Below are 13,638 nucleotides of genomic sequence, written 5' to 3'. Positions count from 1 at the left end.
ATGAATGGTTCCCATTCGCAAAAGGTCTACGCCAAACTCAGCCACCAGTACTTGCACAAGTAAGGAGATTTTCGCTGGTTTAGTAACGCCGATAAACTGAAGCCAATCCGGCAGTAATTGAGGATTTAAGGCCGCGCCTAGCCATAGTGGAAGAAGAAAGAGAGCCGCAAAGATACCAGCGAACCGTATCCAACGTAAATAGGCACCTACAATCGGTTCTTGTCGATATTCTTCCGCATGCTGAACATGGCTCCAAAACGTCACCGGCGCAATCATAACCGAGGGAGAAGTATCGACAATGATAATGACATGTCCCTCCAGCAGATGAATAGCAGCAACATCGGGACGTTCAGTATAGCGCACACGTGGATAAGGATTCCAGAATTTACTTCCCAGGATAAATTCCTCAACACTTTTTTCGGCCATGGGAATCCCATCAATTTTAATCCCTTGAAGATCCTTGTGAATTTTATTGACCATATCTGGATTGGTAATATCTTCGATGTAAGTAATACACACATCTGTTTTGGAGCGTCCTCCAACTTGAACTAATTTCATACGCAGTTTTGGGTCACGTAAGCGCCGGCGAATTAAAGCTGTGTTCATTACTAGTGTCTCTGTGAATCCATCACGAGATCCTCGGGTTACGCGTTCGATATCTGGTTCCTGGGGCTGACGAGAAGGATACGTCCTAGCATCAACAATGATTGCCTTTTCTTGTCCCTCGACAAAGATTGCCATTGGACCTGACAAAACAAAATAGAACACTTTGTCCATCGTTTGGACTTCAGAAACCTGTAAATTGACAATTCGCCCTTTCACTAATTTATCCAAGGTATTAACAATTAAGTCAGAACGTTCCAGATCAATTAAAGCATCTAAAATATAACTGGCTACATGCGTGTCAACCATTCCATTGACCGAATAAATTGCGACTCTCTTACCACCAATGGACATCTCCCGCAGAACAATGTCGAAACAATCAGGAACCCCTAGTTCCCGATTTAGGTAATCAACATTTTCTTGATAGTTCTTACTCACGGGCACATTTTTTTCGCTTGAATTATTATCCATGCACACACCCCCTAAAAGAATCCCAATTTTCGATAGCTATCCGTACTAAGTCAAGGTTCGGGTTTCAAAGCCAATGGCCAAAACCCCAGGAGGTCTATCTGCAGAGCGAATACATTCACTCTCCTCCCTACCCCAAAGGAGCGTTTTCTGCTAAGCGGATGCTTTAGTGGAGCCGCGGTCCAGACGAGCGCTGACGGTTCGCGTCTCCGTAGCGCGCCAGCGGTTCACATTCATCCAACCCAGAGGTTTGGCGCGCTCGCGAACCGTCCAGCTCGTCAGCGGCGTAACGTGCAGACGCGTGCAGAAAACGCTCCTCCCCCGTCGGCCTAACCCTATAACGCGTGCACAAAAAATCGACTCTATCCTTTGGGGCTAAACGTAACAGACATTAGATATCCAAAAAACACTGCTGCAGCAATTCCTACAGCGGTTGCTTCAATTCCCCCGGATAAAGCCCCTATAAGCCCTCGTTCTCCAACTGCATCCATGGCTCCCTTGGCAAGGGAATATCCAAAACCGGACAAGGGAATCGTGGCCCCGGCCCCTCCTATTTTTACCAAAGGCTCATACAGCCCTAACGCCCCAAGAATCGCTCCGCCAGTAACAAACGTGACAAGAACATGGGCTGGGGTAAAGGCCGGTTTGGTTAAGTCCATCAAAAGTTGTCCGATTACACAAATCGCCCCACCAACAATAAAAGCTGGAATTATCATATCAAACATACGCATTCACTCCTTTCATGCCTCAATAACTACAGCATGCCCAATACCAGGAATGGATTCTCCTTGCAGGGCGGACGTTGGGCTATGCAAGGCTCCACTGCCCACTAACAAAACTCGCTTTAGCCCTCCGCCTTTAATCCTTTGCATAATATCTCCAGCAAAAACTACCGCTGAACAGCCACATCCACTACCTCCCGCATGAACATCTTGTTCGGCATTAAAAATCATAACCCCACAATCAGTAAATCCCGTCCCCATATCTAGACCACTTTTTTTAAGAACTTCCCCTGCCAGTGCTAATCCAACCGCTCCCAAATCTCCAGAAGCTATCAAATCGTAATCCGCTGGTTTACGCTGCAAATCAGTGAGGTGATTAAGAATTGTGTCTGCAACCGCTGGGGCCATGGCTGAACCCATATTATTGACATCTTTTTCAGCGTAATCGACGACCCTACCAATCGTTGCAGAAGTAATCCGCGGTCCCACACCACTCTGCCCGAGAAGCACACTTCCTGCTCCAGTCACCGTCCACTGGGCACTCATAGCCCTTTGCGTGCCCTGTTCTGTTGGCGAACGGAATTGCCGCTCAGCCGTATCATGATGACTGGATACACCAACCAGAACATACTTGGCGAACCCTCCGTCAATTAGCATGCTCCCCACGGCCATACCCAAGGCCATTGTGGAACAAGCTCCATATATACCGATCAAAGGTAAGGCCATTTGGCGCGCTGCAAAATTTGAAGAGATCATTTGATTAAGTAAATCGCCGGCTAACATAAATTCAATATGATCCATTGGGACACCCACTTGAGCGATCGCCCCTTGCATCGCCTGCTCAAGCATCTTGCTTTCTGCGACTTCCCAAGATTTCTCACCCTTTAGTTGGTCTTCCCATATTTTACTAAATGTTTTTCCCAGAGGGCCTTGTCCTTCTTTAGGACCCACCACAGAATAAGACGATAAAATAACCGGGGGGTTGGCGAACACCACGGTCTGATTTCCCTTTCGTTTTAAATCCATGCCTTCACATCCCCATTCATAAACAGTTGTGTCTGGCAACTATAATTACCATTGGCCTATTGTTAGTGTAGGAGAAAATAAACGATACCTACCACAATTGAAGTGGCAATACCATACACAAGCACAGGACCTGCAACAGTAAACAGCTTTGCTCCAACCCCCAACACATAACCTTCCCTCTTAAATTCCATAGCTGGTGAAACGATAGAGTTAGAAAACCCAGTGACTGGAACGATAGATCCAGCTCCGCCAAATTTTCCAATTTCATCATAAATGCCCAATCCTGTTAACAAAGCTCCGAAAAAGATCATTGTCGCAGTTGCCGCAGTAGACGCTTCAACGCGATTTAACCCGATGCTCACAAATAGATTAATTACTACCTGACCGATCGCACAAATAATTCCTCCCACGACAAAAGCCCGTATCACGTTTTTTACAACCGTGGGTTTGGGGGTAAATTGTTGAGCTAACACTTTGTATTGCTCTGGGGTTACTGCTATCGTAGGCTGACGTAATGTTTGGTTAGCCATCCTGATTCCTCCTTTCTTAACAGTGACAGATAATTTCTATTATTAATCTAAACTACCAAAATTATACTAAGGAAGTTTGTCTTTTAACGAGATTCTTAATTTCGACAAAGCTTTTCAAGGAATTCCTTTAAAGTCAGCAGGAAAATTATGGATGACAGCGAAATCATTAGTACTGTGATAAAATTATGGGGGGAATGGTCTTGAACCTTGAGAAAAAGATAGAGCGCCTGACCCTACTCTTGCGCTTAGACGGAGAACTAGATATGCACACAGCTTCAATGGTAAGACAAGCTATTGACAGCGAGATTGAGAAACGAGGAATTCGCACGGTCATTCTTAACCTTCAAGACGTTCGATTTATTGACAGTTCCGGACTCGGCGTTATTCTAGGCAGGTATAAGAAATTGCTTTCCTTGGGAGGAAAGCTTAAAATTACCAACGCGCCCCCACATATCTATAAGATCATGGAATTATCGGGACTACCTAAAATTATCAATTTCTATTTGGATGAAGCGCATGCTTATGAGGAAGGAAGGGGAGCCTAAATGAAAACCAATCAATTAATCCTCACATTTTCAAGTATCTCTGAAAATGTAGGCATCACCCGTATGCTCATTGCTTCAGTGGGAGCACAACTAGATCTGCCACTTAATGACATCGAAGAGCTTAAAGTCGCTGTTTCCGAGGCTGTTTCCAATGCCATTATCCACGGATACAAGAACAACCCTAATCAGATCGTTTACCTCGACCTAGACATCACTAATGACACCCTCAAGATTATTGTGAAAGATGAAGGGTGTGGCATCTCGAATGTTGAGCAAGCCATGCAGCCAGCTTATAGTACCGATCCGGAGCGAATGGGCCTGGGCTTTGTCTTTATGCAATCTTTCATGGATGAACTTCAAGTAGAATCTACGCTTGAAGTGGGAACAACAGTAACCATGATGAAGCATTTCAAGCAAACACCCACTGCCTCGCATTAGGGGGGCGAACATTATGATTCAACGACTAACCGAAATGAATCTCCCCCACTTCCCGTTGCTCTCAGATAAGGAGATGATGCAAAACCTTCATGCTGCCAAAGATGGAGATGCTGAGGCCCGTGAACGTTTAATTAACTGCAATTTGAAACTCATTTTTAATTTGGTCCAACGCTTCGCCCATCGTGGCTATGAGATTGAAGATCTCTTTCAGATCGGAACGATTGGGCTGATTAAAGCTATCGACAAATTCGACTTTACTTACGGTGTGAAGTTTTCAACGTATGCGGTTCCGATGATTATTGGTGAAATTCGGCGTTTTCTCCGAGATGACCACCCAGTGAAGGTGCCTCGTTCCTACAAGGAACTTGTTTATAAAGTCAATCGCACTCGGGATGAACTTTCTGCAGCCTTGGGCCGCGAGGCCACCATCGGAGAAATAGCAATTAATATAGGTGTTGACAGAGACGAGATCGTCGCCGCACTTGAAGCAATCCAAAGTCCTACCTCGATCTACGATACCCTTTATCAAGACGACTCCGATCCCATCTATGTTCTCGATCAACTCTCTAATGAAAAGGGACCCGACCCCAGCTGGTTTGAAAATATTGCTCTCAAAGAAGCTCTCGACAAATTGCCGGAACGAGAAAAGCGTGTACTGTTGATGCGGTTTTTTGAAGATAAAACACAAAGTCAGATCGCTGACATACTCCAGCTTTCACAGGTTCAGATTTCTCGTATCGAGCGAGCTGCGCTCCACAAGATCCGTCAATCATCGCAGATCAGTGATTGCTCAGACTTAGTTGACTCAGACATCACAAACAAGGATTAAACCTGTGCTAATAACCAAACACGCCTTTCAGTGTACGTGTCATTTGCTCAGCTAAGCCTGCCCGGGCAATGGAGTGATCCGCAATCAGATTTACGTTCGCTTGCAACTGATCGTTACGATAAAGGAGAATCTCCCCTATTTTTTGTCCTTTCTGAATCGGAGCACTGATTTCTGGGTTGAGCTTTGTCTCGACCCAGAAATTTTTATCTTTTCCTTTTTCTACGGTCGTACCCAGAGGTTTTTCAGTTACTGCAGTAACCTCATCTTCTATTCCTTTGCGAACTTTAACAACGCCTTGTTTCTGCGTAACCGGAGCAAACTGCTTAAACTCATATTTAGCAAAGCCATAGTTATATATTTTCATAGATTCAGCGAAATGTCCTCTAACTTGTGGTACACCCATCACGACACAAATTAACCGTAAACCATTTCGCTCTACCGTTGAAGCCAAACAATACTTGGCTTCATTCGTCCACCCGGTTTTGAAGCCATCAGCTCCAGGGTACCACCATAGTAATTTGTTAGTATTCCAAAGCTTAAATTTCCCGTCGCGCAAGTCATATTCTTTGATGCTGGTCAATTTTCGTATTAGTGGGTAATTGAGAGCTTCCCTAGAAATGACCGCCAGATCATAGGCGCTTGTATAATGCCCCTCAGCTGGCAGCCCATAAGCATTCGCAAAATGAGTATTTTTCAAACCCAAAGCTTGAGCCTTGCGATTCATTTCTTCCACGAAAGCTTCATGCGTTCCATCAATATGTTCCGCCACTGCAACACAGCCATCGTTGGCTGACCCAACAGCTATGGCAATCAACATCTGTTCTAAAGTGAATGTTTCTCCCGGTTCAAGATAGATTTGGGAGCCCCCGAGTTTGCTGGCATTCTCGCTGGCTGTCACTTTGTCTGTCAATTTTACTTTTCCAGAAGCCACTGCATCCGACGCCACCAGTAAAGTCATAAGTTTTGTAACACTTGCGGGTGGTAGTTCTTTATGTGATTCTTTCTCATAGAGAATTTGACCGGAGGCCGCATCCATGAGAATGGCACTTGTAGCTTCGGTCACAATCTCAACACCCAGCACAGGTTGGACGTTAGCAAAGCCAATGTTTCCAAGCACAACCAACATGGCTAAAACGATTGCTAAACTTTTTCGCATCTTCAACCCTCCTTATATAGTATGATTTTATTATTCCCGAAAAGGAAAATTATATTGGATGTATGAAATAAAATATGGTTCTCTAAGCCGAGTAAAGCCACTTCATCGAAGTGAACGAAAAATTGCTGGACTTAGGTGATATGAGAAAAAAGCCTTTGGGTTGCCGCTAGACGGTAACCCAAAGGCTTTAACCTTATTAAAGGAAGGGAATAGGGGTATGAGTTTACTTGGCTGCAAATTTTTCTACCTGAGCATTTGAAGACAAAGAAGAGTACGTCTGCAAGAGCTTACGAATCGAATCAACTACGATGATCGTCGCTAAAATAATCATCAACCCGGCCAACACAGCAGGAAGGGTTTGATGTTTTGGAATGTAGGTATTTACAATCGTCAGATATCCTGCGGCTGAAGACGTAACCCCCATAAAGAGCATAGGAAGAAATGTTGTCATCGCATAACTAAGTTTCTTGGTACGACGAAGAATCATATTCGATCCAATAGCCATCGCCAAGGTTGCCAGCAATTGGTTAGACACTCCAAAGATCGGCCAAATCGTCGCAATATCTCCGCCAAAGAGAAGATATCCCCAGGCAAAGGATACTAAAGCACTTAACAAAATAGACAATACAATTGACTTGGAATTCTTTAATGGCTTAAACATTAAACCAAGAAAATCTTGCGCAATATAACGAGCAACACGAGTCCCGGCATCAATTGTTGTTAAAATAAAAAGTGCCTCAAACATTATCGCAAATTGGTACCAGTAAGCCATTAACCCTTTCAGGCCGGGAATACTCGAGAAAATGTGGGCCATACCAACCGCTAAGCTTACGGCACCGCCAGGACGCCCAGCAATATTTTCTCCCACCAATTGAGATAAAATTGGTAAATCTTTGATTTGCATTCCTAAGTGAGCAAACACAGAGGGAGCGGTGTTGATGGCAAAGTAGTCTCCTGGGGCCAAGACTGTAGCGGCAATAAGAGCCATCATAGCCACGAAGGCTTCCATGATCATTCCACCATACCCGATCAGCTTAATATCTCCTTCGTCCTTCACCATTTTAGGCGTCGTTCCAGAAGCAATCAGAGCATGGAACCCAGAAACTGCACCACAGGCTATGGTAATGAATAGGAAGGGCCATACTTTACCATTAATGATCGGGCCTCCACCATGAACAAATTGAGTGATAGCAGGCATTTGAAGTTGTGGATGAACAAAAACAATCCCCAGAGCTAATGCAGCGATCGTTCCAATCTTCATATAAGAGCTGAGGTAATCTCGAGGAGCTAGCAGCAACCAGACAGGAAGAGCGGCTGCAACAAAACCATACACAGGAAGAATGATTTCCAGCGTTTTAACATCATAAAAGAACAAGAAGGCAAACGGAGAATTCTTAATAACAGGTCCCAGTGCTACTGCTAAAAGAATCAAGACAACGCCTATGACCGAGGCCTCTCCTAACTTTCCAGGGCGAAGTTTACGCATATAAATGCCCACGAAGATGGCTATTGGAATCGTCATGGAAATCGTAAATACACCCCAAGAGTTTTTATACAGAGCATTAACAATAACCATGGCCAGTCCCGCCATTGTGATTGTAATGATGAAAAGGATAGCAATCCCGGTGATGAAACCGGTGATCGGCCCAACCTCATCTTTAGCAATATCCGATAAGCTTTTTCCATCATGACGAACGGAGGCAAAGAGCACGACCGCATCGTGAACTGCGCCACCTAATACAGCTCCGATGAGAATCCAAAGAGCGCCCGGCAAATAACCAAATTGAGCAGCTAATACTGGCCCAACTAAAGGACCTGCACCTGCGATTGCTGCAAAGTGGTGGCCAAAGACAACCCATTTGTTCGTTGGAACATAATCTTGTCCATCCTCCATGCGTACCGAAGGGGTGAGGACACTTGAGTCAAGAGTCAGTACTTTAGCCGCGATAAAAGCACCATAGAAACGATAAGACAACATCAGAATAAGTGCTGAAGCAACAATAAGAGTTAACGCATTCATTGTTTTACTCCTTTCATGATAATTTGATTGGGTTATCTTCTACTAGCAAGTATACCGCCGTACGGAAATAATCCGCTAAATCCAACAAAAAAAACAGGATTTAAGGTCTAATGTACCAAAAATCCTGCGTAACTTGATAGAATCTTATTAAGAATAATGATCTGTAGGACCATTGACAATCAAAACTACAATCCCATTCGTTCCCGAAACTCTTTAACATACGTTCGGCTGACCGGAATCTCACTTTTATTGTTCATAATCAAGTTATACGTATTATTGAACCACGGAATGATGGAATGAATTTGGTCTAAATGAGCTAAATAGCTTTTGTGGACTCGCAAAAACGATGACGTTAATAAACCTTCTAATTCAGTCAGAGTATAATTTGTTAGATAACTCCGTTCTCGTGTAACGACTCGTACGGAACGTTCCTCAATTGTAGCATAAAGGATCTCTCCAAAAGGGACAAGCAATATCTTCCCATTCTCTTCGATTTTAAGTTTGCCTTCTTTTCCCTTAACTGCATGTAACGACTTATAAATTTGATCTAATTTGGCGAGAAATTCCTGAGTTTGAGCCTGTTCTGGCTGACTCTCCCTCTGGTTCTTTCCCTCCAAACGTTTCTTTAAACGCTGCATAGTTTCTCCTAACCGATCCTCATGAAAGGGTTTTAAGAGATAATCCACTGCATTGACGTCAAAGGCATCCACCGCATATTGATCATAGGCCGTGGCAAAGACAATGGTCGGAGAGAAACCTTGTTGAATTAATTCCCGAGCGACATCTACTCCCGAATCGTCGGGCATTTGGATATCTAAAAAAATCGCATCTGGGCGATGCTCCTGGTATTTTTCAATCGCTTCTGCTCCTGTTCCAGCTTGGGCAACGATTTCCACACCGGAAATTTCACGTAATAAATAACACAGTTCGTCTCGTGCAGGACGTTCGTCATCCACAACCATGACCCGCATGTAACATACCCCTTTATTCTAACATTTCAAATACGTTCCGCTGCCGCAGCAGGAGGTAGCTTTAAGGTGACCTCAGTCCCCGCCCCTGCCTTGCTTTTAATAACAAAATCAGCCCTCTTTCCATATAGAATCTGGAGACGTTGCGCAACATTCTGAAGACCAATGCCCAACCCCGAAGTCGACACTTCAACTCCGGCGTGGATAAGAGCCAATTTCTCAGCGGGAATGCCCACCCCATTGTCCCAGATCCGTACGACCAGGATTTCCTCTTCAACAAAAGCAGAAATCAGGATCTCTCCTAGTGTGCTCATGGGATAAATCCCATGTTTTATGGCATTTTCGACGAGAGGTTGCAACGTAAGTCCAGGTAATCTCCAATTTAAGGCGTCATCCGTAATCTCTTCACGGACGCAAAGGCGGTCAGAAAAGCGGGCCTGTTCGATAGCCAAATAAGCACGTATATGTTCACACTCCTCACGAAGAGTAACGAACTTTTCCCCACTTTTAAGATTCTTTCGAAAGAAATCCCCCAGTTGCAAGAGAAGATGGCGGGCCTTTTCAGGATCTGTACGGCAAAATGAGACCACGGTATTTAAGGCATTAAACAAAAAATGAGGATTAACTTGAGCTTGAAGCGCTTTAAGTTCAGAACGCCGCACTAAACAGGCACGTGTCTCTAAAGTGGCTAATTCCAATTGCGTGGAAAAAAGCATGCCCAAACCAGCACCAAATTCCCAATCCACCGGGCTTATCCCTCGCGCCTGCTCCCGATAAATCTTAAGAGTCCCGACGACGGAGTGTTGAATATGGAGCGGAACAACTAGCGCTGAAAATAGAGGACAGTTTGGTTCAGCACAGCCAATTTCTGCCCGAGTTGCAGCAAGCTTCAATTCTCCGGAATCCAAGGCCTGATGGGTGGCCAGTGTCTGGATGGCATGCCCTTCTTCATGGTGATCAAAACCTTTTCCGACATGGGCAAGGATTTGCTCTCGATCCGTTAAAGCAACCGCAGCCACATCAGTTTGTTCATGAATAATTTGAGCTACACTGCGTGCCGTATCTTTATTTAACCCTAAACGTAAGATTGGTAAGGTTAAATTGGCAATATAAAGTGCCTTTTGCGCTTGAACTGCGCCAATTCGTTCTTCTTCCTCCAACGAGTTATGGATAACGGACACAAAAATTGAAATTCCTACGCCATTCATAATTATCATAGGGAGCCCGATGTCTTTGACCAAATCCCAAGCCGCATAATAAGGCCTAGCGATCAACAATATAATGAGCATCTGGATGACTTCAATCCCCATACCGACAAACAAGGAGCGTTTCCAAGTTAAATCCCCGGAGAATTTCCGTCCCATGTATCCTGCAATAGATCCCTCAACAATCGTAGCGATCCCACAGGCACCAGCCGTAAATCCACCTAATAGTGTACGATGCACCCCAGCTAATACCCCTGCACAAAGCCCAACAAAGGGCCCCCCTAGAAGCCCCCCAACAGCTACCCCAATAACCCGAGAATTAGCTAATGCACCTTTAATATTCACTCCTGTATAGGTTCCTGCAATTCCAATAAACCCAAAAAGCAAAACTAGAAAAACCTTTTCCTGAGTATTTGCTTTACTCCGTAACATGCGCCTAAAGAACCTCGTTCGAGTCATCAGATAAGCTACTGTAACTATCAGACCAATATTGAGCGCAAGATCTTGGAGTAATCTCCAGAACATTTGTCTATCTATCTCCTATCGTCCGGCTATTCTTCTTAAAACTTCGCACATCGTTCCCTCAGTAAGATTCCAGATTTCTACTATTTTTATTCAAGCTAATCTCTATTTAGCCTCACGATTCACGTCCGCTCTTCTATTATCCTGGACTATCTGAAGTGCAAGGGACGGAATTTGTGATGTAGTTAGCGTTGTTCAAAAAAAGGCGGATCAGATTCGGGTCGAACTGTGACCCAGCGCATCGTTCCAATTCTCTTAACGCCTCTTCATGGCTCCTTTTTCGTTTATTGGGCTGGTCGTGAGTCATAACATCATAAGCTTCAATGATCGATATTATGCGAGCTACAACTGGTATTTGATCTCCTTTCAGACCGTAGGGATAACCATTGCCATCCCATTGCTCTCGAAGCGCGAGCATGGACTGTGCCAGTGCTGGTTCTTCTAGGGACCGAGCCATCCTGTATCCGATTTCAGGATATTTATGAATGGTCTGTAACTCGTTTTCGGATAAGGACGTACTTTTATTGAGTAATTCAACAGGCATGGCGACCTTCCCCATATCATGCAATCGAGCTAGTAGGGATACCATTTCCTGTGGTTCCTGGCAAAGTTTCAAGAGTTGAGCAAATCTATTAGCCATAGCTTCGACTCTTTCACTGTGTCCAATATAGGCAGGACATTTGGATTGCAAAGCTTTTTCGACACTAGAAATAACTTTTCCCCGGGTGGTATTGTTTTCAATGAGCTTGTTACTGTACATGATACGATCTGCCACATCAATAAGGCTTTTAATATCACTATCCCAATTCTCCATAGTGGCACCACCAAGCGCAGCACTCAACCCCATTTGTTCGTAAGATAGCGCATCAAACATAGCCTTAATGTTATTACAAATCCTTGTGCAAGCTTCCTGATTAGCACCAGGGAGTAAAATCAAAAATTCATCTCCACCCCAACGGGCGATAATATCACTTTTGCGACAGCATTTGAGAAATACTTTGGCAGCTTGAACAATCAGTTTATCGCCATATTCATGGCCAAAAACATCATTAACGAGCTTCAAAGCATTTATATCGGCCATTACAATACTTAACGGAAGATTAGAATCGATTTGTAGTTGAGGAATGATACTTTCCATATAAGCCCTATTGAACAGAGACGTGAGCTTGTCATGGAAACTCAAAAACAATAGCTGATCTTCTACTTTCCGTCTTTCCGTGAGATCGGTCAGAATTAACATAAGTCGTACACTATTCTCGTCAAATTCATCTGTGTTGATAACTTTGTACTTAATGTGAACATAATTCTCTCTAATCTTAATTAGATTGGGCAAGTCATTTAAGCAAGATAGCTGAGCCTCTCTGTTCTCTAAATTAAAGACATTCTTTAACACAGCCCCAAAAAGCTTGTTTTGTTCTTCATTTTCAGTGTGTAACAGCTCCACTATATTCAGATTAGCAATCTTCTTGTTGAAGATTCTAGTACACTCTGAGCTATGCTCTTTTTCTACAAGTAGGTTCTGACCAAACGTCAGAAAGCCTTGATCGGAATTATCTAAGAGATTATTGATTTCTCGCTCGCGCCGTTTCAACTCCCTACTCTGGACATCACTTATACTACACAATCTTCTTGTCGTATTAACGAGTCTGCAATAATTATTTGTAAAGTTATTAAATTTCAGGATCAGTTCGTCCTTTTCTAAACTATCCTGTTTCAAAAATTCTCTCGCCTCATCATAGATAGCAATTTCATCATCAAAAATAGCATCCGATCTTTGGTCTTTCATTGTGCCTTTCACCACTCCTCATTTGAAACCCGGGCGGGATCTTAACCAGCCCAGTACAGGCTTCCTAAACAAGAACGATTTCGAAAGGAAACGTATAATCCTCCTTGAATTCCTCAGCACATTCCTGCTCATATTCGTTATGCTCATTGCATATCCATTTTAATTCCACAATTACTCCTTGATCGGCAGCCTCTTCGAGTAAGTCTAAAATCATCATTATACACTTTGAACTGCTTGTATTTGTATAGGTCAAGGTTACTTCGAGCCATACGTTCTGACCTACCTTACCTGCTAAATACTCTTTTAACCATTCTAACAAGGGTTTAAAAAATAAAAAAGCATCCTCTGGATAAGATTGTCCCTTGATTAGAAGTATATTTTTATCCGCGTCAAAATCCACGAATGGGGTACTTTTTGATTCTTTCAGAAATAGCCTCTCCACAGTATGCCACCACTTCCTAACAATTAACGTTTATCTGAAAATAAGTCAACTGATCGTTAATACTGTAATTCATATATTCAAGTGGAGACTTAGCTGTTCTGGCCATTTGGATAAGGCCAAGTCCTGCACCACGTCCATTTACCCCAATATCATCCCTTCTCATGACTTCCTTATAATGTTTTTTCAACTCATTGGGTTCGAGTGAATTCAGAAATTCAATTTTCTCCACCAAAGGCTCATAATCCTGTTTATCCAGAATATTACCTGATGTCACAAAAAAGCCATCCAAGGTCTTACCTATCGTGACAATGCTTGATTCCAGAAGTTGATCGTAATATCTGTGATTCATATTCTGTAAATTATAGTTAATGATATTTT

General features: G+C 43.5%; 14 protein-coding genes. 3 read left to right on the top strand and 11 right to left on the bottom strand.

Annotated elements, in window-relative coordinates:
• The 4 genes from DSBG_RS20175 to spoVAC form a co-directional block, all read right to left on the bottom strand.
• The coding region (locus DSBG_RS20175) for a spore germination protein (protein WP_068966619.1) at positions 1-1,074 on the bottom strand (1,074 nt) is incomplete at its 3' end.
• A 359-nt stretch (positions 1,075-1,433) separates the two neighbouring features.
• Positions 1,434-1,796 carry a stage V sporulation protein AE gene (spoVAE, locus tag DSBG_RS20170; RefSeq protein WP_068966617.1) on the bottom strand — a complete coding sequence of 121 codons (363 nt, stop codon included), beginning with the start codon at positions 1,794-1,796 and terminating at the stop codon, positions 1,434-1,436.
• Between the two features lie 15 nt (positions 1,797-1,811).
• A complete protein-coding gene (gene spoVAD / locus DSBG_RS20165; RefSeq protein WP_068966615.1) occupies positions 1,812-2,819 on the bottom strand; it encodes a stage V sporulation protein AD in 1,008 nt (335 codons plus the stop codon).
• A 62-nt stretch (positions 2,820-2,881) separates the two neighbouring features.
• Complete coding sequence (spoVAC, locus tag DSBG_RS20160) at positions 2,882-3,349, bottom strand: stage V sporulation protein AC (protein ID WP_068966613.1); 468 nt, start codon at positions 3,347-3,349, stop codon at positions 2,882-2,884.
• Positions 3,350-3,549: 200 nt separating this feature from the next.
• On the opposite strand from spoVAC, the gene spoIIAA reads away from it, so the two are divergent.
• From spoIIAA to sigF, 3 genes are read left to right on the top strand one after another with little or no spacing between them, the layout of a single operon-like run.
• A complete protein-coding gene (spoIIAA, locus tag DSBG_RS20155; protein WP_068966611.1) occupies positions 3,550-3,894 on the top strand; it encodes an anti-sigma F factor antagonist in 345 nt (114 codons plus the stop codon).
• The gene (gene spoIIAB, locus DSBG_RS20150; protein ID WP_068966609.1) at positions 3,895-4,332 is read left to right on the top strand and encodes an anti-sigma F factor; all 438 of its coding nucleotides are present in this window, start codon (positions 3,895-3,897) and stop codon (positions 4,330-4,332) included.
• Positions 4,333-4,345: 13 nt separating this feature from the next.
• Positions 4,346-5,161 carry an RNA polymerase sporulation sigma factor SigF gene (gene sigF / locus DSBG_RS20145; RefSeq protein WP_068966607.1) on the top strand — a complete coding sequence of 272 codons (816 nt, stop codon included), beginning with the start codon at positions 4,346-4,348 and terminating at the stop codon, positions 5,159-5,161.
• Positions 5,162-5,168: 7 nt separating this feature from the next.
• Here sigF and DSBG_RS20140 read toward each other — a convergent pair whose 3' ends face one another.
• The 7 genes from DSBG_RS20140 to DSBG_RS20110 form a co-directional block, all read right to left on the bottom strand.
• Positions 5,169-6,317 (bottom strand): D-alanyl-D-alanine carboxypeptidase family protein, encoded by a 1,149-nt coding sequence (locus DSBG_RS20140; protein ID WP_068966605.1) that lies wholly within the window; start codon positions 6,315-6,317, stop codon positions 5,169-5,171.
• Positions 6,318-6,540: 223 nt separating this feature from the next.
• Positions 6,541-8,337, bottom strand: a complete 1,797-nt coding sequence (locus DSBG_RS20135; protein ID WP_068966603.1) for a carbon starvation CstA family protein — start codon at positions 8,335-8,337, stop codon at positions 6,541-6,543.
• 185 nt (positions 8,338-8,522) lie between these two features.
• A complete protein-coding gene (locus DSBG_RS20130; RefSeq protein WP_068966601.1) occupies positions 8,523-9,308 on the bottom strand; it encodes a LytR/AlgR family response regulator transcription factor in 786 nt (261 codons plus the stop codon).
• Between the two features lie 26 nt (positions 9,309-9,334).
• Entirely contained in the window at positions 9,335-11,035 is a 1,701-nt protein-coding gene (locus DSBG_RS20125) for a sensor histidine kinase (RefSeq protein WP_068966599.1), read from the bottom strand.
• Between the two features lie 136 nt (positions 11,036-11,171).
• Complete coding sequence (locus tag DSBG_RS20120) at positions 11,172-12,818, bottom strand: bifunctional diguanylate cyclase/phosphohydrolase (protein ID WP_068966597.1); 1,647 nt, start codon at positions 12,816-12,818, stop codon at positions 11,172-11,174.
• 64 nt (positions 12,819-12,882) lie between these two features.
• Entirely contained in the window at positions 12,883-13,260 is a 378-nt protein-coding gene (locus DSBG_RS20115) for a DUF1987 domain-containing protein (RefSeq protein WP_040413465.1), read from the bottom strand.
• Between the two features lie 16 nt (positions 13,261-13,276).
• Positions 13,277-13,638: SiaB family protein kinase (locus DSBG_RS20110; RefSeq protein WP_207647270.1), on the bottom strand; the 362-nt coding region annotated here is incomplete at its 5' end.

Origin of the sequence: Desulfosporosinus cupriresistens (assembly GCF_001707885.1) — a bacterium.
Lineage (GTDB): Bacteria > Bacillota > Desulfitobacteriia > Desulfitobacteriales > Desulfitobacteriaceae > Desulfosporosinus.
Note: the sequence above shows the minus strand (reverse complement) of the source record. Positions and strands in the feature narration are given on the sequence as shown.

What these genes read in the sequence shown, in the direction of transcription:
- spoVAE (WP_068966617.1), bottom strand. Translation starts at nt 1,796, where the DNA reads ATGTTTGATATGATAATTCCAGCTTTTATTGTTGGTGGGGCGATTTGT.
- DSBG_RS20135 (WP_068966603.1), bottom strand. Translation starts at nt 8,337, where the DNA reads ATGAATGCGTTAACTCTTATTGTTGCTTCAGCACTTATTCTGATGTTG.
- DSBG_RS20120 (WP_068966597.1), bottom strand. Translation starts at nt 12,818, where the DNA reads ATGAAAGACCAAAGATCGGATGCTATTTTTGATGATGAAATTGCTATC.
- DSBG_RS20140 (WP_068966605.1), bottom strand. Translation starts at nt 6,317, where the DNA reads ATGCGAAAAAGTTTAGCAATCGTTTTAGCCATGTTGGTTGTGCTTGGA.
- sigF (WP_068966607.1), top strand. Translation starts at nt 4,346, where the DNA reads ATGATTCAACGACTAACCGAAATGAATCTCCCCCACTTCCCGTTGCTC.
- spoVAD (WP_068966615.1), bottom strand. Translation starts at nt 2,819, where the DNA reads ATGGATTTAAAACGAAAGGGAAATCAGACCGTGGTGTTCGCCAACCCC.
- spoIIAB (WP_068966609.1), top strand. Translation starts at nt 3,895, where the DNA reads ATGAAAACCAATCAATTAATCCTCACATTTTCAAGTATCTCTGAAAAT.
- DSBG_RS20125 (WP_068966599.1), bottom strand. Translation starts at nt 11,035, where the DNA reads ATGTTCTGGAGATTACTCCAAGATCTTGCGCTCAATATTGGTCTGATA.
- spoVAC (WP_068966613.1), bottom strand. Translation starts at nt 3,349, where the DNA reads ATGGCTAACCAAACATTACGTCAGCCTACGATAGCAGTAACCCCAGAG.
- DSBG_RS20130 (WP_068966601.1), bottom strand. Translation starts at nt 9,308, where the DNA reads ATGCGGGTCATGGTTGTGGATGACGAACGTCCTGCACGAGACGAACTG.